Here is a 20,586-nt window from a genome sequence, read left to right as displayed (position 1 = left end):
TTTTCGGATTTTATTCAGATTAACGAGTACGGAAGCAACCTCATGAAAATGCGTGCAATAGTGCTGGCCCTGGGTACAACGCTCCTGCTGAGCGGCTGTCAGAATATGGATTCTAATGGCCTGATGTCCTCAGGCGCAGAAGCCTTTCAGGCCTATTCCCTGAGTGACGCGCAGGTAAAAGCGCTGAGCGATCAGGCCTGTAAAGATATGGATGCAAAAGCTACCCTCGCCCCGGCTAACAGTACCTACACGCAGCGCCTGAATAAGATTGCGTCCGCCCTGGGCGATAACATTAACGGCCAGCCAGTCAACTATAAGGTTTACATGGCGAAAGACGTGAACGCCTTCGCGATGGCAAACGGCTGCATCCGCGTCTACAGCGGCCTGATGGACATGATGACCGACAACGAAGTCGAAGCGGTGATCGGCCATGAAATGGGCCACGTCGCACTGGGCCACGTGAAGAAAGGTATGCAGGTCGCGCTGGGTACCAACGCCGTTCGTGCGGCAGCAGCCTCTGCGGGCGGTATCGTGGGCAGCTTGTCCCAGTCCCAGATTGGCGACATGGGAGAGAAACTGGTTAACTCCCAGTTCTCTCAGCGTCAGGAATCGGAAGCCGATGACTACTCTTATGACCTGTTGCGCAAACGCGGTATTAACCCGTCAGGCTTAGCCACCAGCTTCGAAAAACTGGCAAAACTGGAAGAGGGTCGTCAAAGCTCCATGTTTGACGATCACCCGGCATCCGTTGAGCGTGCACAACATATTCGCGATCGAATGGCCGCGGACGGAATTAAATAATAAATGAACACCGGCCCGGTGAGCGCAGCGCCACCGGGCAAGCGTGCCAAATCAGTACAGCGTTTTCTGCGGCGGCCCGGCAAACTTCAGCGCGCCAATCTGCCCCATCCGTACTTCCACCACCGACGGCCCCGGCATCGCCAGCGCCTCTGTCATCACCGCATCAAAATCTTCTGCCCGCTCAACGCTCCACGCCTGCAGGCCAATCGCCTGCGCCAGCAGGGTAAAGTCCGGCGTATGCAGCGCGTTATAATACTGACGCCCGCCGAAATACTTATCCTGAATACCGCGCATCACCCCGTAACCGCCGTCGTTCATGATCAGCAGCGTCACATTGGCTTTCTCCTGCGCCAGCGTCGCCAGTTCGCCCAGGTTCAGGCTCAGGCCGCCGTCACCCACCAGCCCAACAACCTTACGCTGTGGGTTGGCAATCGCGGTGCCGATCGCCATCGGCAGGCCCATACCAATCGCGCCCGCCAGCGAGTGGATGTTCATCAACGGGCCGTTGGCACGGAACAGACGGCTACCCCACAGGCTGCCGGACACGGTGATATCACGCACCAGCAGGCCATCTTTCGGCAACGCTTTCTCGATGGCATCGTTGAGCTTCGCGTAGACTCCGCACTGTTCGCGCAGCCCCTGCCCGGCGCTGGCAACCGCCTGCTGCACCTGCGTATCCCACTGGGCATTACCCCATTCCCGCCCCTGCGCTTTATCTGCCAGTGCGCTAAGCAGCACTGAACAATCGGCTATTAGCGTATTATCCATCAGATAGTTACGGCTCGCCGCCGCCGGGTCGATATCAATCTGCACGCGCGGATGCGGCAGTTCCAGCGTCCAGGATCGGGTTTCGTTGCTGCGCAGGCGCGAACCGGCGACCAGCGTAAAATCACACTGCGCGATAAGCGCCTCAACGGACGGCGAGTTGTGAAACGCCCGCAGGCTGGCGCGGTGGCTGTCCGGCAGCACGCCGCGCGCGTGGGTGCTGGAGATCACGGTGATACCTGCATCCGCCAGCTTTTTCACGGCGTCAGCGCTTCCCAGCGCTCCACCGCCCAGCCACAACAGCGGCTGTTTCGCCTGCTTAAGCTGCGCCCACAAAGCATCGGCCATTGCCGCGTCAACGTTTGTAGCCAAAGCCGGTTTTACAGGTGCGGTCACCAGCGACAGCGGGATTTTGGCCCCCTGAAGATCAATCGGGATTTCCACAGAAACCGGCCCGCACGGCGGCGTCTGCGCCTCCTGAATGGCTTTATGCAGAATGGCTATCGCCTGGTTAGCATTGCTGATGCGGTATGCTCGTTTGGAACTGGCCTTCAGGAAGGTCAGCTGGTCACGGGTTTCATGGATAAAGCCGGTATCAGCATCGAGCCACGCTTTCTCGACCTGCCCGGTTAAATGCAGCAGCGGCGTGCAGGCATTCATCGCCTCCACCAGCGCGCCTACCGCATTACCCGCCCCCGCGCCGGTGCTGGTTAGCGCTACGCCCAGGCCGGAAAAGCGCCCATGAGCATCGGCCATGGTGACGGAACCCGCTTCGCCGCGCGCGGGCACAAAGCGGATGTTGCCGCGCTGCCCTACCGCATCCGCGATCGGCAGGTTGTGAATGGAGATGACGCCGTAGATGGCCTCAACCTGATACTGCTCCAGCGTTCTGGCGATGGCGTCGCCGACGGTTATCATTTCGCTCATTGCTCACCCTTTCTCAGTCGCACCAGTGGTTGACGCTATTACCCGTCGCCAGATAAATGCTCTTTTGCTGCATCCAGGCTTTCAGCCCCTGAATGCCTTTTTCGCGGCCCAGACCGCTCTCTTTAAAGCCCCCGAACGGGGTCGAAATCGCAAAGACTTTGTAGGTGTTGATCCACACCGTGCCCGCCTCCAGCTGCTCGCTCAGGCGCAGCGCGCGCCCGGTATCGCGCGTCCAGATCCCCGCCGCCAGGCCATAAACCGAGTCGTTCGCCTCGCGTATCAACTCCGCTGCATCGCGAAACGGCATCGCCACCAGCACCGGGCCGAAGATCTCTTCCTGGCAAGCGCGGGCACTGTTGTTCAGCCCTTCAATGATGGTTGGCAGGAAGAAGCTGCCGTTTTTCAGTGCAGGATCGGCCGGGATCTCCCCGCCGCACAGCACGCGGCCCCCTTCGCGCTTCGCCAGCTCGACGTATTCCTGCACGCTCTGGCGATGCTTATCGTTAATCAGCGGTCCCACGTGGACGCCGTCAGTAAACGGGTGTCCGACGCGAAGACCGCGGGTTAACTCCAGCAGCCGCGCCATCAGCGGCGCGTACAGGCTTTCGTGAATAAACAGCCGCGAGCCGGCGATGCACGCCTGCCCGGCAGAGCTGAAAATGCCGTAGCAGATCCCGCGCGCCGCCTGTTCGATATCGGCATCCTCCAGCACGATGGTCGGCGATTTGCCGCCCAGTTCGAGCGACGCCGGGATCAGTTTTTCCGCCGCCACGTGCGCCAGATGCCGACCCGTGGTGGTGCCGCCGGTAAAGGAAATTTTGCGCACCTTAGGATGACGCGCCAGCGCATCGCCAATCACCGAGCCTTTGCCCGGCAGTACGCTCAGCAGTCCGGCGGGCAAACCGGCCTGTTCAAAAATACGCGCCAGCTCCAGCGCCATCAGCGGCGTGGCTTCAGCAGGCTTGAGGATCACAGCGTTACCGGCGGCAATGGCCGGAGCGACCTTCTGCATTTCGCTGGCAATCGGTGAGTTCCACGGCGTGATGGCCGCCACCACGCCGAGCGGTTCATAGCGGCTCAGCGTCAGCAAATCGGGCTGGCGCGGCGTCGGGAGTTCACCTTCCAGCAGTTCGCAGGCAGCGGCGAAATAACGCGCCGTCCCCGCCGCGCTCATCACCAGCCCGCGCGCTTCCGCCAGCGGCTTGCCGTTATCGCGACTCTGCATCTGCGCCAGCTCATCAACGCGGCGTTCAATCAGATCTGCAACCTTATGCAGGATCTTCGCGCGCACATGCGGCAGGCTGTTGCGCCAGGCGGGATCGCGCCACGCGCGCTCTCCGGCGTCTATCGCCTCCTGCAGATCGTCGAGGCTCGCCGCATTCAACGTAGCGTTGATCGACCCGTCAGCCGGGAAGTAGCTCTGCATCGGGTTGCCGCCGCCGTGTCGCCACTGACCGCCGATAAAAATATTCAGATCGTCCATCATCACTCCTCAGCTCAGGGCCAGCTCGCGGCAGGCGCGTACCGCGCTCAGTGCCGCCAGGGTTGACGTTTTCGGGTTGCTGGCCAGCGGCAGCCCGCTCAGCTCCAGATGGAACTCGCCAAACACGCCTTCGACGTGGAGCGTGTGGGTGTTACGTTTGGTTGTCGGGTCGACCATCAGCTGCACGCGGGTGTCGTCCATCCCGACGCCGCCGAGCGCCACGGTTGCCGCCACGTTGGCGTTCGCCGGGAAGAGCCGCGCCGCCTCGCGGGCGCTACCCTCAAAGAAGACCTGTGCCTCTGACACCGCATTCAGATCGATAAGCTGCTCGGCGTAGCTGCCGCGCCAGCTGGCCGGGCTTTTGCGCGACTGATAGGTGACGCGTTCCAGCCCGCCCTCTTTCGCCGCCGCCAGCCCGTCAATGCCGGCTACCGCCCCGGAGAGCAGCGTCAGTTTGCCGCCCGCACTGAGCAGGCGCTGCTCCAGCGCGCTGTCCGCCAGCGCACCGGTAGAGATCACCGCCAGATGCCAGCCGCGACGCAGAATCACTTCGCAGTACTGGGCCACCGCCTGCTGGCTGGCGCACTCCAGTACCAGATCGGGCGTTTCGGCGCAGTCCATCGGCGAAGTCAACGCCACCACCGTATCGCCAAATTGTTCACGAATGGCGGCATGGTGAGACGCGCGCGCCACAATCCAGCCGATAGCCACACCGGCAGGCAGACGCTCGATCACCGCCTGCGCCATGGCACCAAAACCAATTAACATGATCTTTTTCATGATGCGTCCTTACAGATGGCGGCAGAAGCCGCCGGAAACGTCCAGCGCGGCACCGGTGGTAAACGACGCCAGCGGCGAGGCGAGGAACAGCAGCGCCTGCGCGGGCTCCTGCGGCTTGCCGAGGCGCGCCATCGGGATGCCGCGTTTGCGGGCGATATCCGCTGTCCATTCCGGCCAGCTCTGGCTTTTGTCCGTCCGGTTTTCAAAGCGACGCTGCCACTGCCCGGACTCCACCATGCCGAGCAGAATGGAATTCACGCGGATACTTTTGCCCACCAGTTCTTTTGAGAGCGTCAGCGTCATGTTCAGTAGCGCGGCACGGGCGGCAGAGGTGGCGATCATGTGCTCCTCCGGCTGCAGCGCCAGCAGGGAGTTCACGCAGGTGATGGAGGCGATGTCGGACCGCTCCAGCAGAGGCTGAAACGCCTGCACCGGGTTAATCACCCCGAACAGCTTCAGTTCGGCTTCGTGCAGCCACGCTTCGCGCGGGGTGTCATGGAAGTGCGCGACATAGCCCTGTCCGGCGTTGTTGATCAGCATATCCGCCGCGCCAAAACGCGCCTTAACGGCATCCGCAAACGCCTTCACCTCGTCGGCGTTCAGCACGTCGCAGCGGTAAGAAAAAATCTCCCCGTCGGGGTATTCGTTTTGCAGCGCCGCATGGGCGCTGGCAAGGCGGTCCGGGTTGCGACCACAGAAGGCCACCTTTGCGCCCTCGCCCAGCAGCAGGCGCAGCGTTTCAAAGCCAATGCCAGAAGAACCGCCGGTGACTACCGCTACGCGCCCGTCAATTTGTGCATTCATCGCGCACCTCTTCGTTAATGCGTAAAAGCTGTTGGTTAAAAAACGCGTCGTTATCGAGATAGCTGGCGTGTCCGGCCTGTGGAATGCCAATAAACGGCATGCCGTAGCGCAGCGCCAGCCCCTGCACCAGTTCGGGTTGCGTGATCGCGTCCTGCTCGCCACACCACACTTCAAAGGTACCGGAGTAGCGCTTCAGCCAGCCGTGAATATCGTCGTGCGCCAGCATCCACGCGGCAGCAAGGTAGCCTTCCGGGCGCAGCCTGCGCATGCCTGCGGCGACGGTGGCGATATCCTCAGCACGCGCGCCGGGGCGCAGCAGCTTCGCGGCGCGGGTCTGCGCGAGGATTTCACCGCCCAGCGCCATCTGCTGCTCGCGGTTGCGCCAGACCTGCTCACGCTGCTCCGGCGCGGCCTGCCCGTAACCCTGCGCGGCATCTGCCAGCACCAGATGCATCACGCGCTCAGGAAACTTCGCGGCAAAAGCCGAGGCAACCAGCGCACCGAGTGAATGCCCCACCAGCACCGCCTGCCAGACGCCCGCCCGGTCAAGCATGGCCGCCAGCGCATCGGCGTAATCCCCCGCGTTCGCTCGTTCAGCGGCCAGCATCGGGCTTTCGCCATAACCGGGCATGTCCCACGCCAGCACGCGGAAACCGTCCAGCGCCATCTGCTTATGCCAGGAGGCCGCGCCGGAGCTGATACCGTGCAGCAGCATCAGCGGAACGCCGCTTCCCTGTTCACGAAAACCCGTCATCATGCCCCCCTTAGTTCCGCTTCACTTTTGACAGCGGATGATCGGCTGGGTAGGTCGGGATTTCCGGCTTGTTGGTCCCCAGCATGACGCACATCAGCGCCTCTTCTTCGCCGTGGTTAAACAGCCCGCGATAGATGCCCGGCGGAACGGAGATCAGATCGCGCTCGCGCAGCACGGTTTCGGTGTAGTGTTCGCCGTCCTGGATCATCAATGTGATCTGTCCTTTGAGCATGAAGAACACCTCTTCCACGTCGTCGTGCAGGTGCAGCGGCCCTTCGCACTTCGACGGCAGCACCATGGTGGAGAAGGTAAAGTGATCCGCCTGCACGGTGTTGGTATCGTTCGCCACGCCCGTTGCGCCGGTGCCGATATAGCGCATCTGCGCCCGGCGGTATTTCGGGTCAAAATCGGCCTGGAACTTCAGCGCGTTCCAGTCGTATTTGCGGCCTTCGAAGCGCGCAATGCGCGACTCGACCCACTCTTCCATCGTCAGGTGGTCAGGTTTGATGCCTGAAGTGTTGGTTACGGTTGAATCAGTCATGACACTCTCCTCAGTAACGTCTCAGCAGCGGCAGTAACAGGACGCAGCCCACCGCCGCCATCACTGCCAGAAAAATCAGCCCGGAATCCATGCTGTGGGTGAAGGCGATTAACGCGCCCATCACCGCTGGCGACAGCGCGCCTGCAAAGTTTCCCAGCCCGTTGAAAATGCCGCCCGCCGTGGCGCTCACCCGCGGATGGGTGGCCTTCGCCAGCAGGGCGAAAATGTTGGGCGCACCGGTGCCCCACATAAAGGTGCTGAAGCTCATCGCCGCGATGATGGTGAGCGGGGTGTCGAGATGCATCACCGCCGCCAGCCCAACGGCGGCCCCCGCCATCGAGATAAAGCAGGCCGCCGCACGTTTATCGACGCGGTCCGAAAGCCACGCGCCGATGACTTCGCCCGCCAGCATGGCGATGAACGGCATCGACGACAGCCAGCCCGCATGCTCAAGGTGAATGCCTTTGCCTTTAATCAGGTAGCCCGGCAGCCAGCCGTTAATGCCCCACAGGTAAGTCAGGAAAGCGATGTTAAAAATGCAGATGATCCAGAAGTGCGGGCTGACAAACAGCTCGCGCCGCGCGGCTCGCCGCTCATCCTGCGAGGCTTGTGATGTCGAGGGTTTGGCGTCCAGACGAATGCCGCGCAGGCCGATGCGCACGAAGATCAGAACCGGGACAGTGAGCATCGCCATCACGAAGAAGGTGCTCTGCCAGCCGAAGGTATTCAGCAACCATATAGACAGCGGGAAACCAATTGCCGCGCCTACTGGCGTACCGAGCAGCCACAGCATGGTGGCGCGCGCCTGCAGATGCTGCGGGAAATTGTGTCGCACAATGGCGAACGCCAGCGGAAACAACGGCCCCTCCGCCACGCCCAGCAGGATGCGCAGAACGATCATCAGCGTGTAGTTGTGGGTAAAGCCCATCGCCACCATCAGCACGCACCACACCGCCATCATGCCGGTGAGCAGACGCAGCGGCGCAATTTTGTCCCCCAGCCCGCTGAGAAAGACCGACGAAAAACCGTAGCTCAGCAGGAAAGCGCTCATCAGAATGCCGAGGCGCGTGGTGTCAAAATCAATACCCATCGCTTGCTGGAAATGGCCGTCGGAAAACAGCGCCGCGATGCTGATTTTGTCGAAAAACGCCAGCAGCACGCAGGCCAGCAGCGACAGCGGGATGGCCCAGCGCACGGCTTTTTCGGGCGTGCGGGTTCCCTCACCGCTTGCCTCGACAGGCGCGGTGTTGGTCTCTAATGTGGTCATGTCTCCCCCCTACGGGTGCGGGTTAGCTATCGCAATGACATCAGTGAAAAGGTCGGGTCGGCGAGCGGTACATCCGACAGATCCCGCCCTGCCGCCATCCAGCGCTTCGCCAGCTTAACGGTACGCGCATCGTTGAACGCCACCAGTTGCGTCAACCGTCCGTTTTCGTCCAGCGAGAAGAACAGCGCATCTTCACGCACTATCGTTTTGCCGCCAGGCTGCGGAATGCCGAGGATCTGGATGTTGTGCTGGTATTGATCCGACCAGAGCCACGGCGCATCGTCGTAGCCTGGCGCATCGGCGTTAAGCATCGCTTTGGCCGTCGCGACTGCCTGGTTTTGCGCAAACGCCCACGACTGAATGCACAGGCCATAGTGATGGTGCTGGGCCACATCGCCCGCGGCAAAAATGCACGGATCTGAGGTGCGCCCCTGTGCATCCACTACAATCCCCCGCTCTGTGCAAAGTCCCGCGTCACGCGCCAGTTCCAGGTTGAGATCGACCCCGATCCCCACCACCACTGCGTCAAAGGTTTCGCGTTGGCCGTCGCAGTGGATGACCGGCAGGCCGTTGTCGTCCTCCAGTTCCAGCGCGCCGCAGCCGGTGCGGATCTCCACGCCCTGCTCGCGATGGATAGCCTCTAAGTGCTGCGAAACCTCACTGCTCACCGAGCGCATGCACAGCGCAGGCTGCTGCTCGAACAGCGTGACCGCCACGCCGCTTTTGCGGGCGGAGGCGGCAATCTCCAGGCCGATCCAGCCGCCGCCGATAATCGCCAGTTTTTGACTTTCTGCCAGCCGACCTTTCAGGCGCTGCGCGTCCTGCCAGTGGCGCAGGGTATAAACCTGAGGATGCGCCGCCCATGCTGCCCCCGGCAGGCGCGCCCGCCCCCCGGTGGCAAGTAAAAGTATGTTGTAACTAAGATGCTCACCGTTGCTCAAACGCACCGTTTTCGCTTCGCGATCGATGGATTCTGCACGCAGCGGGCGATACCAGGTCAGGTTCAGCGCTTCCTGCGCCTCTTCGGTAAACAGTCGCGGAAGCGATGCCTCTGGCTCCAGCAGAGACGCTTTCGACAGCGGCGGACGTTCGTAGAAATCCCACTCTTCTTCCGCCACCACGCAAATTTCGCCGTCGAAGCCCTCATCGCGCAGGGTTTTCGCCGCCCAGCCGCCTGCCTGACCGCCGCCGATAATGACAATGCGCGACGTCATACTGCCTCCGGCTTTTTCTGCTGACGGCGCGTGTCGTGGTCAATGCCGCCTTCCACCGCCCATTCGGTAAAGGAGACCAGCGAGTGTTCCAGCTCGCGCGGCTGCCAGTTTTCGGTGAGGTAGTCGTCGTTGGTGTAATACTCAAACGCGCCACCGGTCGGGCTGTTGACGTACCAGAAATAGGCCGACGACACCGGATGGCGGCCCGGTCCGATAAAGGTGCTCCAGGCGTTTTTATTCATCGCGATCCCCCCGCCGATCACCTCGTGGATATCGCGCACGGTGAAGGCCACGTGGTTGAGGCCACGTTTGCGGTTCGGCAACTGCAGCAGGAACAGGTTGTGATGGCCGCCGCGCGCGCCGCAGCGCAGGAACACGGCGCGGTTGATGTAGCGGTCAGAGACCTGGAAGCCGAGCACCTCGCGGTAGAATTTCTCTACCGCCGCCAGCTCTTCCACAAAGAACACCACATGCCCGACGTTAATGGGCTGGGCGCGATCGTAAACCGGGCTGGGGGTATCGATACGGCGAACGTCGCCCCACTGGTTAATCGGCTCGACGTTCATCTCCACTTCAGTTTGCTGACTGACCTGCACACGTAACGTCATGCCGTTCGGGTCGAGGCACTCCAGCGCGTCACCCACTTCACGAAAACCGGGCTGTTGCGCCAGTTTTGGCCGTAACGCATCCAGATCCGCCTGCGTGGCAACCGCCCAGGTCATGCGGCGCAGGGTGTTACCCTCTTCAAACGCGGGCGGCAGGTCGGGGCTGTCAATCGGGTTTAGCTCGACGCGTGCGCCGCTCAGGGTGGTAAAACGCTGGCCGCTGGCATCGCCCGTCAGGCCAAAATCACGCATAAATTTGGCGCAGTGCGTCAGGTCTTTAACGCCAAATTCCAGCTTTTCAATTCCGGTTACACTCATCGTTCGTTGCCTCATCTGGCCCAAATTGGGCGTAAAATATGCCCGACGCAGTGAAGCGCCTGACGTTAACTCACTGATTTAACTGGCCTGTGATAGATACCCTAAAAAGCCAGAAATTTTATCCGCCGCGAGGCGAACCTCGTTTTGCAGACGCTCGCGGTCGGTTTGCGGGATCTCTTCCGACGGCACAAGAATGCTGACTACCGCCGCCACGCGATGGCTTCGGTCATACACCGGATAGACAATGGAGGAGATGCCGTGGCGGAAGAAGGATTCGCCGATCACGTACCCGCGGGCTTTATCCTGCTGCACCATCTGCCACAGGGCTTCCCGGTCATGAAGCTGCCCCGGCGTGTTGCCCGGCAGACGCTCGTGCGGGAACAGCTGTTCAAATTCAGTGCGCGAGACATCGGTCAGCAGCATGCGGCCAAGCGAAGTGCAGTGCACCGGCAAACGGGTGCCAATGCTGACCTGGTTGATGCGCGAACCGGCGGCACTGACACGGGCGATGTAGATAATGTCGCGCCCGTCACGGATCGCCAGATGGCTGCTGCACTGGCTGACGTCGCGCAGCTGTTCAATCACCGGCTGGCCAACCTGCGCCACATCCAGCGAGGCAATGTACTCAAAGCCGAGGCGCAGCACATTCATGCCGAGCGAGAAAGTATTGGTGCGCGTGTTGCGTTCCAGAAAGCCCATGTATTCCAGCGTCTGCACTACGCGATAGGCGGTGGCCTTCGGCATATCCACCAGCCGGTGTAGCTCGGCAAAGGTCAGTTCGCGATGCTGCTCGCCAAAGGCCAACAGCAGCTGTAAACCGCGCTCCAGCCCCGGCACCAGATACTTCACTTCCTGATCGTTTGCCATAGTTGCCATACCTCAGTTAAAGACAAAACCGCCGTTGACCGGGATCAGTTGTCCGGTGATAAACCGCGACAGATCGCTTAACAGCCAGACCACGCTGCCGGTGACATCTTCCGGCTGCTGTGCGCCCGTTAACGCGCGCCCGTTTTCGTAGAGCTGATGGCGCTCGGCGGGCACATATTCGGTCGCCTCGACGCGTGTTAACCCCGGCGCGATAGCATTGATACGAATGCGTTTTTCACCCAGCTCACGCGCCATCGAGCGGGTCATGGCGATCACGGCCCCCTTGCTGGCGACGTAGGCCATCAGGCGCGGCGCGCCCCACAGCGCGGTGTCGGACGCTACGTTCACAATTCCTGCCCCTTCGCGCAGCAGCGGCACCGCGGCGCGCGTTACCAGCCAGGTGCCTTTGACGTTCACACGCATTACGCGGTCCCAGAGATCCGGGTCGTAATCGAGCATATTTTTGCCACCAACGCCGGTCGCCATCGCCGCATTGTTAACCAGACCGTCAATCTGCCCCTGCTCACCGATCGCGCTGAACACCTGCTCAATGGAGCGAGGATCGGCCAGATCGATAACGTGGGATTCGATCGCATAGCCCTGCTCACTCAGGCCGTGCGCGCTTTCGGCCAGTTCGCTCTGAAGGATGTCGCACATTACCACCGCCGCCCCCTGCTCCGCGCAGGCTCTGGCGAAGTGATAGCCCAGCCCGCGCGCGGCACCGGTCACGACGATGCGTTTCCCTTTAAGCAGCCCGTGCATCAGGCGGCTCCCTGCTGCGCTTCGCGCATCGCCAGTTGCTCTTTCGCCGCCTTTTGCATCATGCGGCGCAGGCGGGAGAGGCCGACGTCGTGCTGGTACAGGTATTCGTGTTCGCGGGCGTTGGGTGCCAGACTTTCCAGCACCACGCGGTCCTGCTCCAGCACTTCCCAGTGCAGTTTTTCAAGACGGTTGCGGTACATAAAGCGCCACATATCGCGCTGCCAGCCCTGTACGCGGCGGATGCGCCAGAAGAAGACGCGGCAGTTGTCGTTATCTTCCGGCACCACCATACCGACGATAAAGAAGTGGCCGCCCGGCCCGAAACGTTTTTTGTACGGAATGGAGAGGCGCATCCAGAAGGTGCCGCTGTTGCCCAGCTCCACCCAGTCGAAGTTGACGCCGCTCTGCCCTTTTTTCTCAAAGATGAAACCCGTTTTGGTTGGCTGAAGTACCATGTCGGCCTTGCGATCGCCTTCTGCCATTGAGTGCGAAGAGGAGTGCAGATAGGTGCCGTGCATCGGGTCCATCACGTTTTCCAGCGCGTACTGATAGTTGCATTTCCACGCGGCGGTGCAGAGGAAGTTACTGAAATTTTCCGTGTCGGCGAGTTCGTCCGGGAAGCTCAGTTCGTCCGGCTGCTGATCGGCAGTGACGCCAAACCACAGGAAGATCGCGCCGTGCGCCTCCTGCACGTTATAGCTGCGCACGCACTGCTGGCCGACCAGCGGGCATTTGTCTACAGCAGGGACATCTTTTACTTCGCCGTTACCCGCCACTTCCACGCCGTGATACCAGCAGGCGATGCGGTCCCCAAGGTTCCAGCCCATAGACAGACGCGCGCCACGGTGCGGACAGCGGTCTTCCAGCGCCTGCACCTGGCCGTCTTTGTTGCGCCAGACCACAATCTGCTCGCCGAGGCGGGTAATACCCACTGGCGCAGACTGCACTTCCCAGCTCGCCAGCACCGGATACCAGAGGCCACGCAGACCTTTATCGAGATAATGTTGTACGGTAGTCGTCATCGCGTTGCCCTCAGTAACCGTTAACCTGTAAGAATGTCTGGAAGCTGTCCTCGCTCCACGGCTCGCCCTGCTGATCGTGCATGCGCACCGCGTTCAGCCCATTCACCAGCTCCGGTAAGGTTTCAACGCCCTGCTCGAAGAGATCTTCCAGCGTCGCAATCAGATTCACTTCCCAGTTTTCCGGCACGCGGCTGCGGGTTTGCCAGATCAGATTCTGATAATCACCCGGCTTATGAATGGCACCGTTGCCGCCCTCTGCCGGAGGGGTGAACTGGCGGCTTTCCGGCAGCGCCGGGTTGAAGTTCAGGGTGTCGCTCATGCCACGGTCTCCTCGACGAAGGTAATCTGGATTTGGTTTTCAAAAACCCGAACCGGATAGCGGTTGAGGTTGCGACCACCGGGACCGTGCAGGCACTGGCCCGTTTTGACGTCGAACACCGCTTCATGCAGCGGGCACTCCACTTTGCCGTCCTCCACAAAGCCCTGGCTCAGCAGGGCATAAGCGTGCGGACACACGTCTTCCAGCGCGTAATATTCGCCGTCAATTAAATAAACGCCGATCTCTTTACCCTCGACGTTGCCGCTAAAAGGGAAATCTTCCTGTACTTGCTCTGCGTCACATACGCCTATCCAGCTCATCACGATCCTCCAGGCTTTTGTTTCATATATGAAACTCTGTTTCTTATTTAATACGGTCAATATAAAAGCGATGAATGTTTCGTCAAGCGACAATGTGACGAATTTGTTAATTAAATGGCAATTAATTAGCTAAGTGTGCAAACGATCACGAAAAAATGCAGCGATATGAAATTTTCATTATCAGGCCGTGATAAATACGATTTCTTGATAGTCTCTCAATTTGAATAAAAAATATTGACTTCTTTTCTTTTTGTTCTTTAAAAATAAATAAACGTCACAACTTTGGTGTTTCACCTGTGAAACTAAATTTTTATTTATCTTTATTAAACAATGAGTTTCACAGGTGAACCATTTTAACTCCGTGACAATCACTCTGAAAAAAATATAAACAGAAAGAAACATAAGGCGGGCCTGATGACGGCAAGATGGCAAGGCACAATAGCACTGTTGTTGATCATTATTATTTCCTATGTCGACCGGGTAAATATCTCGGTGATGATTTTAAACCCGGAATTTGCCGAACATTTTCAGTTAAATGAAAACAGAATGTTACAGGGAATGCTCATGACCTGCTTTCTGCTGGGTTATGGATTTTCCGCTTTATTATTAACTCCAGTTATTGAAAGCAAACTTCACTACCGGCACGGATTGTTAAGCAGTATTGCGATTTGGGCCGCGGTTTGCGCTGTTTCACCGCTGCTGGGATCGCTTATGGGTATGCTCATCGCACGCGTGATTTTAGGCATTGCCGAAGGGCCGCTTTTTTCACTGAAAACACGCTTTATCAGCGATAACTTCAACGCAGAAGCGATCGGTAAACCCAACGCCGTCACCGCGCTGGGTGTGTCGCTCGGGCTGGCCGTCGGCTTTCCGCTGGTCACCTGGCTGATGGCACATCTGGGCTGGGCCGGGTCGTTTTATGCGCTGGCAGTGCTGAATCTCGTTCTGGGTGGCGGGTTAATCTGGCGCTTCCTGCCTGCACCGCGCCACGAAACGAAAAAGTACAAACCAGGGTTTATGCAGACCTTCACGCTGGCCTGGCAAACGCCGCTTCTGGGCTGGATCTTACTGGTTGAAATCGCCACGCTGAGCTATCTGTGGGGCAGCAGCGCCTGGCTTCCGGCATGGCTGCGCGATGAGCACCACTTCTCGCTGCACGCGACGGGCTTTCTCGCGGCAATCCCCTTCCTGCTGAGCCTGGGCTCCAAGTTTCTGGGCGGTGTGCTGCTCGACAAAATGCGCCCGGAACAGGCACCGGTGCTGTTTGTGGTAGGCGGCGCGTTGACGGCACTGTCCGTGGTCGCACTGATGTTGAGCCACCAGCCTGCCTGGCTGGCGCTGTTTATGCTGTCCGCCAACGTCTTCTGGGGGCTTCAGGGAGCAGCCATTCCGGCGGTGATCCAGCATCACGCCGCGCGGGAAGCTGTCGGTAGTGCGTATGGGATCATCAATGGTATCGGCAATATCTGCGCGGCATTTATTCCGCTGCTGATGGGGATGGTGATGAAATCGGTAGGGTCGGTCAGTTCTGGCTTTTCGGTGCTGGTTGTCTCGCAGGTTATCACCCTGCTGGCCGGAGGCATGTTGCTGCTGCGCATGCGTCGCGCAGCAGCAGTGAGCGCGTAAGGCTTATTCGCCTTTCTTCGCCGCCTGGATGTAGAGCATTTCCAGCGCCAGGGTCGCCGCGGCCAGCGCGGTGATCTCGGACTGGTCGTAAGCCGGAGCCACTTCGACCACGTCCATACCGACGATGTTCAGATCCTTCAGACCGCGTACCAGTTTGATGGCGCGATCGGACGTCAGGCCGCCGATCACCGGCGTACCGGTTCCGGGTGCAAATGCCGGGTCCAGACAGTCGATGTCGAAGGTCAGGTAGACCGGCATATCACCGACGATCTGCTTCACCTGCGCAAGGATGTCATCCACGCCGCGATCGTTGACCTGGCCCGCGTCCAGCACGGTGAAGCCGTTGTCTTTGTCGAACTCGGTACGGATGCCGATCTGTACCGAGTGGTTAGGATCGATCAGGCCTTCGTTCGGCGCGGTGTAGAACATGGTGCCGTGGTCGAACTCGCAGCCGTTCGCGTAGGTGTCAGTATGCGCATCAAAGTGCACCAGCGCCATTTTACCGAAGTGCTTCGCGTGGGCGCGCAGCAGCGGCAGAGTGACGAAGTGGTCGCCGCCGAAGGAGAGCATGCGCTTACCGGCCGCCAGCAGCTTCTCGGCGTGTGCCTGCAGCTTTTCGCTCATTTCGCGCGCGTCGCCGAAGGCGTACACCAGGTCACCGCAGTCCACCACGTTCAGGCGTTCGCGCATGTCGAAGTTCCACGGGAAGCGGTTGTGCTCCCAGGCCAGGTTAGTGGATACCTGACGAATAGCTGCCGGGCCGTGACGCCCCCCCGCGCGGCCAGATGTAGCCATATCAAATGGCACACCGGTGATCACCCAGTCCGCATCGCTGTCGTACGGCTGGAAGTTCATCGGAAGGCGTAAAAAACCAAACGCGTTAGATACCAGAGAGTTATCGTACTGATGACCTAAAGTGCTCATGTCCTGACCTCTTTTAAAGTCGATACATTAAAACAGATGAAAAAAAATCCCCTCCGCGTCGTTAAACCCGACGAGGAAGGGATTGATTCGTAAATCGCTTATTGGGGCGAATTATCGCCGGTAATGCATACGGGTTCAAGTGAGTATAGCATTCTGCCGGATGGCGGCTTCGCCTTATCCGGCCTACATTCGTAGGCCCGGTAAGCGCAGCGCCACCGGGCATCAACGGCTACTCGTCTTCCAGGTAAGTGTACCCGTACAGACCCGCTTCAAACTCTTCCAGGAACTGCTGCTGCAAGGCATCGTCCAGACCGGTGTTTTTCACCTGATCGCGGAACTGAGTGAGCAGTTTTTTCGGATCGAGCTGAACGTATTCGAGCATGTCCGCCACGGTGTCCCCTTCATCAGACAGCTCGACTTCCACGCTGCCGTCAGGGAAGACAAACACGTCAACCGCTTCGGTATCACCGAACAGGTTGTGCATGTTACCGAGGATCTCCTGATACGCGCCGACCATAAAGAAGCCCAGCATTGGCGGGTTCTCCGGGTCGTACTCCGGCATTGGCATCGTTGTTGCGATACCGTCACCGTCAACGTAGTGATCGATAGCGCCGTCGGAGTCACAGGTGATGTCCAGCAGCACCGCACGACGTTCCGGCGCGTGATTCAACCCTTCCAGCGGCAGAACCGGGAACAGCTGGTCGATACCCCAGGCATCCGGCATTGACTGGAACAGCGAGAAGTTGACGTACATTTTGTCCGCCATACGTTCCTGCAGCTCGTCGATAATCGGACGGTGCGCGCGGTTGCTCGGGTCGAGCTGCTTCTGCACTTCATGGCACATGTTCAGATAGAGCTGCTCCGCCCACGCGCGTTCCTGCAGGCTGAAGGTACCTGAGGAATAACCGACGTGAATATCATGCAGATCCATCTGGCTGTCGTGCAGCCATTCGCGCAGGGAACGACGCGTGCCCGGCTCGTGCATCTCCTGCCAGGTTTCCCACATGCTTTGCAGGGAGCGTGGGGCATCGTCTGCCGGAGGCGTCGCTTCGGTGATTTCGCTACGCTCAACGCCGATGATGTTAGAGACCAGCACCGTATGGTGCGCGGTAACAGCACGACCGGATTCGGTGATCACCGTCGGGTGCGGCAGGCCGTGCTCTTCACAGGCATCGCCGATTGCCCAGATGATGTTGTTAGCGTATTCGTTCAGGCCGTAGTTGACGGAGCAATCGGACTGCGAGCGGGTCCCTTCGTAGTCCACGCCCAGGCCGCCGCCCACATCGAAGCACTGAATATTCACGCCGAGCTTGTGCAGCTCAACGTAGAAACGCGCCGATTCACGCACGCCGGTGGCGATGTCGCGAATATTGGCCATCTGCGAGCCGAGGTGGAAGTGCAGCAGTTGAATGCTGTCGAGACGACCGCGCTCGCGCAGAATTTCCACCAGCTGAAGCACCTGGTTCGCCGCGAGGCCGAACTTGGATTTTTCACCGCCGGAGGACTGCCATTTACCGGACCCCTGCGAGGCCAGACGCGCACGCACGCCGAGGCGTGGCACTACGTTCAGACGCTCGGCCTCTTCCAGCACGATAGCGATTTCAGTCATCTTCTCGATAACCAGATAGACCTTGTGGCCCATCTTCTCGCCAATCAGCGCCAGACGAATATATTCACGGTCTTTATAGCCGTTACAGACAATCACCGAACGGGTCATACCCGCGTGCGCCAGTACCGCCATCAGCTCCGCTTTAGAGCCCGCTTCCAGACCCAGCGGTTCGCCGGAGTGGATCAGGGATTCAATCACGCGGCGGTGCTGGTTTACCTTGATCGGGTAGACCAGGAAGTAGTCGCCATTATAGCCGTAGGATTCACGCGCGCGTTTGAACGCGGCGTTAATAGAACGCAGGCGGTGTTGCAGGATCTGCGGGAAGCAGAACAGTGCGGGCAAACGCTGGCCCTGCGCTTCACGGGTTTTCACCAGTTTAGCGAGATCCACGCGCGCTTCAGGGACGTCCGGATCGGGGCAAACGCTGATATGGCCCAGTTCGTTGACGTCGTAGTAGTTATTGCCCCACCAGGCAATATTGTAAGTGCGCAGCATCTTGCTGGCTTCCTGGGAGCTCATCGCAACCTCCTGCATGGAACGTAGTACACCCTGTTCGCCCGCTGACGAAGGCGAAACCGAAGACATGTCGTCAGACATAGCGAACCTCAACTCTTTGTATTAAGTGTAAAACAGTTGACTACTATCGCAGCGTTATACGGCGATAACAACCCATAAACGGCTCCGTTTCCCAGCAGAGTATGCTGAAATTCAGACCGTGCGACCGGTTTCTTATTCATATCATTGTAAACACGTATCCGAACATAAGTATGACAACGTTCGGCGAAACCACGAGAAAACTCTTGTATTAACAAGAGCGCCCTTGTTCAGTTTTCACAGAGCGTGACCGGCCCTTGAATCCTGAGAAGCGCCGAGATGGGTATAACATCGGCAGGTTTGCAGACTGGAAATGCGGGTTGCGGGAATCACATGCGCGCCAGAACGGCTGCGCTGAGTTAGCGGAAAACGATGGTTCATTATCTCTTATCACCTCCACGGCCGCCTCTGCTGAAACGGACCCCAAGCCAAAGCTAAAAGTTCACTGCTTAACCCGGCTGGAAGTGGCAACACGATGAGTTCATCGAGCGCTTTTTTAGATGAGCCGCGCGCCGCGTTTTATACCGAGAAGGTAGCTAAAAAGCAAAACAAAAATACGCGCGTTGCCAGCGCCGTCAGGAAATATTTCCAGTTGAGAATTCAGCGCAATGAGAGGTGAATCAAAAAAAACTGGAAATCGGGTGAAGAAGTGACCTAAAATAGACGTCCAGATGTTAATCCATCCATACTGATTAACACTCAGACTGCCAGTGTCAAAAACCTGCAGGCCTTGGTAGAATTATCTCCTTTGGCTATTCCACACAGCAGTTCGAGCTAACCAAATTCCTCTTAGGTGAAATAAAACATGGCAAAACACCTGTTTACGTCCGAGTCCGTATCAGAAGGACATCCTGATAAAATTGCTGACCAAATCTCCGATGCGGTGCTGGATGCGATCCTCACCCAGGACCCAAAAGCGCGCGTAGCGTGTGAAACCTATGTCAAAACCGGCATGGTTCTGGTTGGCGGTGAGATCACCACCAGCGCATGGGTTGATATCGAAGAGATCACCCGTAATACGGTGCGTGAGATCGGCTATGTACATTCTGATATGGGCTTTGATGCCAACTCTTGCGCGGTACTGAGCGCCATTGGCAAACAGTCCCCGGACATCAACCAGGGCGTTGACCGTGCCGATCCGCTGGAACAGGGCGCGGGCGACCAGGGTCTGATGTTCGGCTATGCAACTAACGAAACCGACGTGCTGATGCCAGCGCCAGTCACCTACGCGCACCGTCTGGTGCAGCGTCAGGCTGAAGTGCGTAAAAACGGCACCCTGCCGTGGCTGCGTCCGGATGCGAAAAGCCAGGTGACCTTCCAGTACGACGACGGCAAAATTGTCGGCATCGACGCGGTGGTACTGTCTACTCAGCATTCCGAAGAGATTGACCAGAAATCTCTGCAGGAAGCAGTGATGGAAGAGATCATCAAGCCGGTGCTGCCGACCGAATGGCTGAGCAGCGCCACCAAATACTTCATTAACCCAACCGGACGCTTCGTTATCGGCGGCCCAATGGGTGACTGCGGTCTGACCGGCCGTAAAATCATCGTTGATACCTACGGCGGCATGGCGCGTCACGGCGGCGGTGCATTCTCCGGTAAAGATCCGTCTAAAGTTGACCGTTCTGCTGCGTACGCTGCTCGTTATGTGGCGAAAAACATCGTGGCTGCGGGCCTGGCTGACCGCTGTGAAATTCAGGTTTCTTACGCCATCGGCGTGGCTGAGCCAACCTCCATCATGGTTGAAACCTTCGGTACTGAAAAAGTGCCTTCAGAACAGCTGACCCTGCTGGTGCGCGAGTTCTTCGACCTGCGTCCATACGGCCTGATTCAGATGCTGGATCTGCTGCACCCAATCTACAAAGAAACCGCTGCATACGGTCACTTTGGTCGTGAACATTTCCCATGGGAAAAAACCGACAAAGCCGCTCTGCTGCGTGACGCTGCCGGTCTGAAGTAATCGACTGACAACGTTGTTTTTAAAGGCCAGCCTTCGGGTTGGCCTTTTGCATTTGTGCGGTCATTTTTGCCCGGCGGCGCTTCGCTTGCACGGGCCTACGGGTTTTTGAGGTATTTGTAGGCCGGGTAAGGCGCAGCCGCCACCCGGCGATAAAATGATACCGTTTACACCTCACGTTACCCGCCTCGCTTTCAGAATAATCTCTTTGCATGATCGCCTTTCTTCTGCTGTTACATTTCTTTTCGGTTAAGTCTGAATTTCATACAAACGCGATGCATATCAACTAAATTAGCTCTATATTTTCAAAGATTTAATTATTTTTAC

At 58.7% G+C, this 20,586-nt stretch carries 20 protein-coding genes and 1 pseudogene; 3 read left to right on the top strand and 18 right to left on the bottom strand.

What is annotated here, in order from left to right:
• Positions 1–42 precede the first annotated feature (42 nt).
• A complete protein-coding gene (locus ABGB15_RS04185; RefSeq protein ID WP_152082168.1) occupies positions 43–801 on the top strand; it encodes a M48 family metallopeptidase in 759 nt (252 codons plus the stop codon).
• A gap of 51 nt (positions 802–852) precedes the next feature.
• On the opposite strand, the gene ABGB15_RS04180 is transcribed toward ABGB15_RS04185, so the two are convergent.
• The 14 genes from ABGB15_RS04180 to ABGB15_RS04115 form a co-directional block, all read right to left on the bottom strand.
• On the bottom strand, positions 853–2,493 hold the full coding sequence (locus ABGB15_RS04180) for a thiamine pyrophosphate-binding protein (RefSeq protein WP_215722541.1): 1,641 nt from the start codon (positions 2,491–2,493) through the stop codon (positions 853–855).
• Positions 2,494–2,506: 13 nt separating this feature from the next.
• Entirely contained in the window at positions 2,507–3,976 is a 1,470-nt protein-coding gene (locus ABGB15_RS04175; RefSeq protein ID WP_215722628.1) for an aldehyde dehydrogenase, read from the bottom strand.
• Positions 3,977–3,985: 9 nt separating this feature from the next.
• Positions 3,986–4,756: an aspartate dehydrogenase gene (locus ABGB15_RS04170; protein ID WP_215722540.1), complete on the bottom strand. Its 771-nt coding sequence runs from the start codon at positions 4,754–4,756 to the stop codon at positions 3,986–3,988.
• 9 nt (positions 4,757–4,765) lie between these two features.
• On the bottom strand, positions 4,766–5,560 hold the full coding sequence (locus ABGB15_RS04165; protein ID WP_215722539.1) for an SDR family oxidoreductase: 795 nt from the start codon (positions 5,558–5,560) through the stop codon (positions 4,766–4,768).
• Complete coding sequence (locus tag ABGB15_RS04160) at positions 5,544–6,314, bottom strand: alpha/beta fold hydrolase (protein ID WP_215722627.1); 771 nt, start codon at positions 6,312–6,314, stop codon at positions 5,544–5,546. The genes ABGB15_RS04165 and ABGB15_RS04160 overlap by 17 nt, the downstream gene beginning before the upstream one ends.
• A gap of 10 nt (positions 6,315–6,324) precedes the next feature.
• The gene (locus ABGB15_RS04155) at positions 6,325–6,855 is read right to left on the bottom strand and encodes a cupin domain-containing protein (RefSeq protein ID WP_152082173.1); all 531 of its coding nucleotides are present in this window, start codon (positions 6,853–6,855) and stop codon (positions 6,325–6,327) included.
• Positions 6,856–6,865: 10 nt separating this feature from the next.
• Complete coding sequence (locus tag ABGB15_RS04150) at positions 6,866–8,122, bottom strand: MFS transporter (protein ID WP_152082174.1); 1,257 nt, start codon at positions 8,120–8,122, stop codon at positions 6,866–6,868.
• 26 nt (positions 8,123–8,148) lie between these two features.
• A complete protein-coding gene (locus ABGB15_RS04145; RefSeq protein WP_215722538.1) occupies positions 8,149–9,336 on the bottom strand; it encodes an NAD(P)/FAD-dependent oxidoreductase in 1,188 nt (395 codons plus the stop codon).
• Positions 9,333–10,259 (bottom strand): VOC family protein, encoded by a 927-nt coding sequence (locus ABGB15_RS04140; RefSeq protein ID WP_215722537.1) that lies wholly within the window; start codon positions 10,257–10,259, stop codon positions 9,333–9,335. The genes ABGB15_RS04145 and ABGB15_RS04140 overlap by 4 nt, the downstream gene beginning before the upstream one ends.
• Positions 10,260–10,337: 78 nt before the next feature.
• Positions 10,338–11,126: an IclR family transcriptional regulator gene (locus ABGB15_RS04135; protein ID WP_215722536.1), complete on the bottom strand. Its 789-nt coding sequence runs from the start codon at positions 11,124–11,126 to the stop codon at positions 10,338–10,340.
• A 12-nt stretch (positions 11,127–11,138) separates the two neighbouring features.
• The gene (locus tag ABGB15_RS04130) at positions 11,139–11,888 is read right to left on the bottom strand and encodes an SDR family oxidoreductase (RefSeq protein ID WP_215722535.1); all 750 of its coding nucleotides are present in this window, start codon (positions 11,886–11,888) and stop codon (positions 11,139–11,141) included.
• Positions 11,888–12,910 carry an aromatic ring-hydroxylating dioxygenase subunit alpha gene (locus tag ABGB15_RS04125; RefSeq protein ID WP_152082179.1) on the bottom strand — a complete coding sequence of 341 codons (1,023 nt, stop codon included), beginning with the start codon at positions 12,908–12,910 and terminating at the stop codon, positions 11,888–11,890. The genes ABGB15_RS04130 and ABGB15_RS04125 overlap by 1 nt, the downstream gene beginning before the upstream one ends.
• Positions 12,911–12,920: 10 nt before the next feature.
• Complete coding sequence (locus tag ABGB15_RS04120) at positions 12,921–13,229, bottom strand: recombinase-like helix-turn-helix domain-containing protein (RefSeq protein WP_152082180.1); 309 nt, start codon at positions 13,227–13,229, stop codon at positions 12,921–12,923.
• On the bottom strand, positions 13,226–13,549 hold the full coding sequence (locus tag ABGB15_RS04115) for a non-heme iron oxygenase ferredoxin subunit (RefSeq protein WP_013098654.1): 324 nt from the start codon (positions 13,547–13,549) through the stop codon (positions 13,226–13,228). The genes ABGB15_RS04120 and ABGB15_RS04115 overlap by 4 nt, the downstream gene beginning before the upstream one ends.
• Positions 13,550–13,963: 414 nt before the next feature.
• Here ABGB15_RS04115 and ABGB15_RS04110 point away from each other — a divergent pair, with 414 nt between their 5' ends.
• Positions 13,964–15,175: an MFS transporter gene (locus ABGB15_RS04110; RefSeq protein ID WP_215722534.1), complete on the top strand. Its 1,212-nt coding sequence runs from the start codon at positions 13,964–13,966 to the stop codon at positions 15,173–15,175.
• Between the two features lie 3 nt (positions 15,176–15,178).
• On the opposite strand, the gene speB is transcribed toward ABGB15_RS04110, so the two are convergent.
• The 4 genes and pseudogenes from speB to ABGB15_RS04090 form a co-directional block, all read right to left on the bottom strand.
• Entirely contained in the window at positions 15,179–16,099 is a 921-nt protein-coding gene (gene speB / locus ABGB15_RS04105; protein ID WP_006811917.1) for an agmatinase, read from the bottom strand.
• A gap of 229 nt (positions 16,100–16,328) precedes the next feature.
• On the bottom strand, positions 16,329–18,305 hold the full coding sequence (gene speA, locus ABGB15_RS04100; protein ID WP_215722533.1) for a biosynthetic arginine decarboxylase: 1,977 nt from the start codon (positions 18,303–18,305) through the stop codon (positions 16,329–16,331).
• A gap of 8 nt (positions 18,306–18,313) precedes the next feature.
• Positions 18,314–18,445: an acid stress response protein YqgB gene (gene yqgB, locus ABGB15_RS04095; protein ID WP_152084419.1), complete on the bottom strand. Its 132-nt coding sequence runs from the start codon at positions 18,443–18,445 to the stop codon at positions 18,314–18,316.
• Between the two features lie 94 nt (positions 18,446–18,539).
• Positions 18,540–18,629, bottom strand: a pseudogene (locus ABGB15_RS04090) (hypothetical protein); the annotation flags it as partial.
• 478 nt (positions 18,630–19,107) lie between these two features.
• On the opposite strand from ABGB15_RS04090, the gene metK reads away from it, so the two are divergent.
• The gene (gene metK / locus ABGB15_RS04085; RefSeq protein ID WP_152082183.1) at positions 19,108–20,262 is read left to right on the top strand and encodes a methionine adenosyltransferase; all 1,155 of its coding nucleotides are present in this window, start codon (positions 19,108–19,110) and stop codon (positions 20,260–20,262) included.
• Positions 20,263–20,586: the final 324 nt, after the last annotated feature.

The sequence above is a fragment of the Enterobacter sp. MALB-1 genome, from assembly GCF_041021625.1.
Lineage (GTDB): Bacteria > Pseudomonadota > Gammaproteobacteria > Enterobacterales > Enterobacteriaceae > Enterobacter > Enterobacter oligotrophicus.
This window is presented reverse-complemented; position numbering and strand designations above follow the sequence as displayed.

Coding starts and splice junctions, on each gene's coding strand:
- ABGB15_RS04180 (WP_215722541.1), bottom strand. CDS start 2,493: ATGAGCGAAATGATAACCGTCGGCGACGCCATCGCCAGAACGCTGGAG.
- ABGB15_RS04110 (WP_215722534.1), top strand. CDS start 13,964: ATGACGGCAAGATGGCAAGGCACAATAGCACTGTTGTTGATCATTATT.
- ABGB15_RS04185 (WP_152082168.1), top strand. CDS start 43: ATGAAAATGCGTGCAATAGTGCTGGCCCTGGGTACAACGCTCCTGCTG.
- ABGB15_RS04120 (WP_152082180.1), bottom strand. CDS start 13,229: ATGAGCGACACCCTGAACTTCAACCCGGCGCTGCCGGAAAGCCGCCAG.
- yqgB (WP_152084419.1), bottom strand. CDS start 18,445: ATGAATAAGAAACCGGTCGCACGGTCTGAATTTCAGCATACTCTGCTG.
- ABGB15_RS04150 (WP_152082174.1), bottom strand. CDS start 8,122: ATGACCACATTAGAGACCAACACCGCGCCTGTCGAGGCAAGCGGTGAG.
- ABGB15_RS04175 (WP_215722628.1), bottom strand. CDS start 3,976: ATGGACGATCTGAATATTTTTATCGGCGGTCAGTGGCGACACGGCGGC.
- ABGB15_RS04125 (WP_152082179.1), bottom strand. CDS start 12,910: ATGACGACTACCGTACAACATTATCTCGATAAAGGTCTGCGTGGCCTC.
- ABGB15_RS04140 (WP_215722537.1), bottom strand. CDS start 10,259: ATGAGTGTAACCGGAATTGAAAAGCTGGAATTTGGCGTTAAAGACCTG.
- ABGB15_RS04115 (WP_013098654.1), bottom strand. CDS start 13,549: ATGAGCTGGATAGGCGTATGTGACGCAGAGCAAGTACAGGAAGATTTC.
- ABGB15_RS04135 (WP_215722536.1), bottom strand. CDS start 11,126: ATGGCAAACGATCAGGAAGTGAAGTATCTGGTGCCGGGGCTGGAGCGC.
- ABGB15_RS04170 (WP_215722540.1), bottom strand. CDS start 4,756: ATGAAAAAGATCATGTTAATTGGTTTTGGTGCCATGGCGCAGGCGGTG.
- ABGB15_RS04145 (WP_215722538.1), bottom strand. CDS start 9,336: ATGACGTCGCGCATTGTCATTATCGGCGGCGGTCAGGCAGGCGGCTGG.
- ABGB15_RS04165 (WP_215722539.1), bottom strand. CDS start 5,560: ATGAATGCACAAATTGACGGGCGCGTAGCGGTAGTCACCGGCGGTTCT.
- ABGB15_RS04155 (WP_152082173.1), bottom strand. CDS start 6,855: ATGACTGATTCAACCGTAACCAACACTTCAGGCATCAAACCTGACCAC.
- speA (WP_215722533.1), bottom strand. CDS start 18,305: ATGTCTGACGACATGTCTTCGGTTTCGCCTTCGTCAGCGGGCGAACAG.
- ABGB15_RS04130 (WP_215722535.1), bottom strand. CDS start 11,888: ATGCACGGGCTGCTTAAAGGGAAACGCATCGTCGTGACCGGTGCCGCG.
- metK (WP_152082183.1), top strand. CDS start 19,108: ATGGCAAAACACCTGTTTACGTCCGAGTCCGTATCAGAAGGACATCCT.
- ABGB15_RS04160 (WP_215722627.1), bottom strand. CDS start 6,314: ATGACGGGTTTTCGTGAACAGGGAAGCGGCGTTCCGCTGATGCTGCTG.
- speB (WP_006811917.1), bottom strand. CDS start 16,099: ATGAGCACTTTAGGTCATCAGTACGATAACTCTCTGGTATCTAACGCG.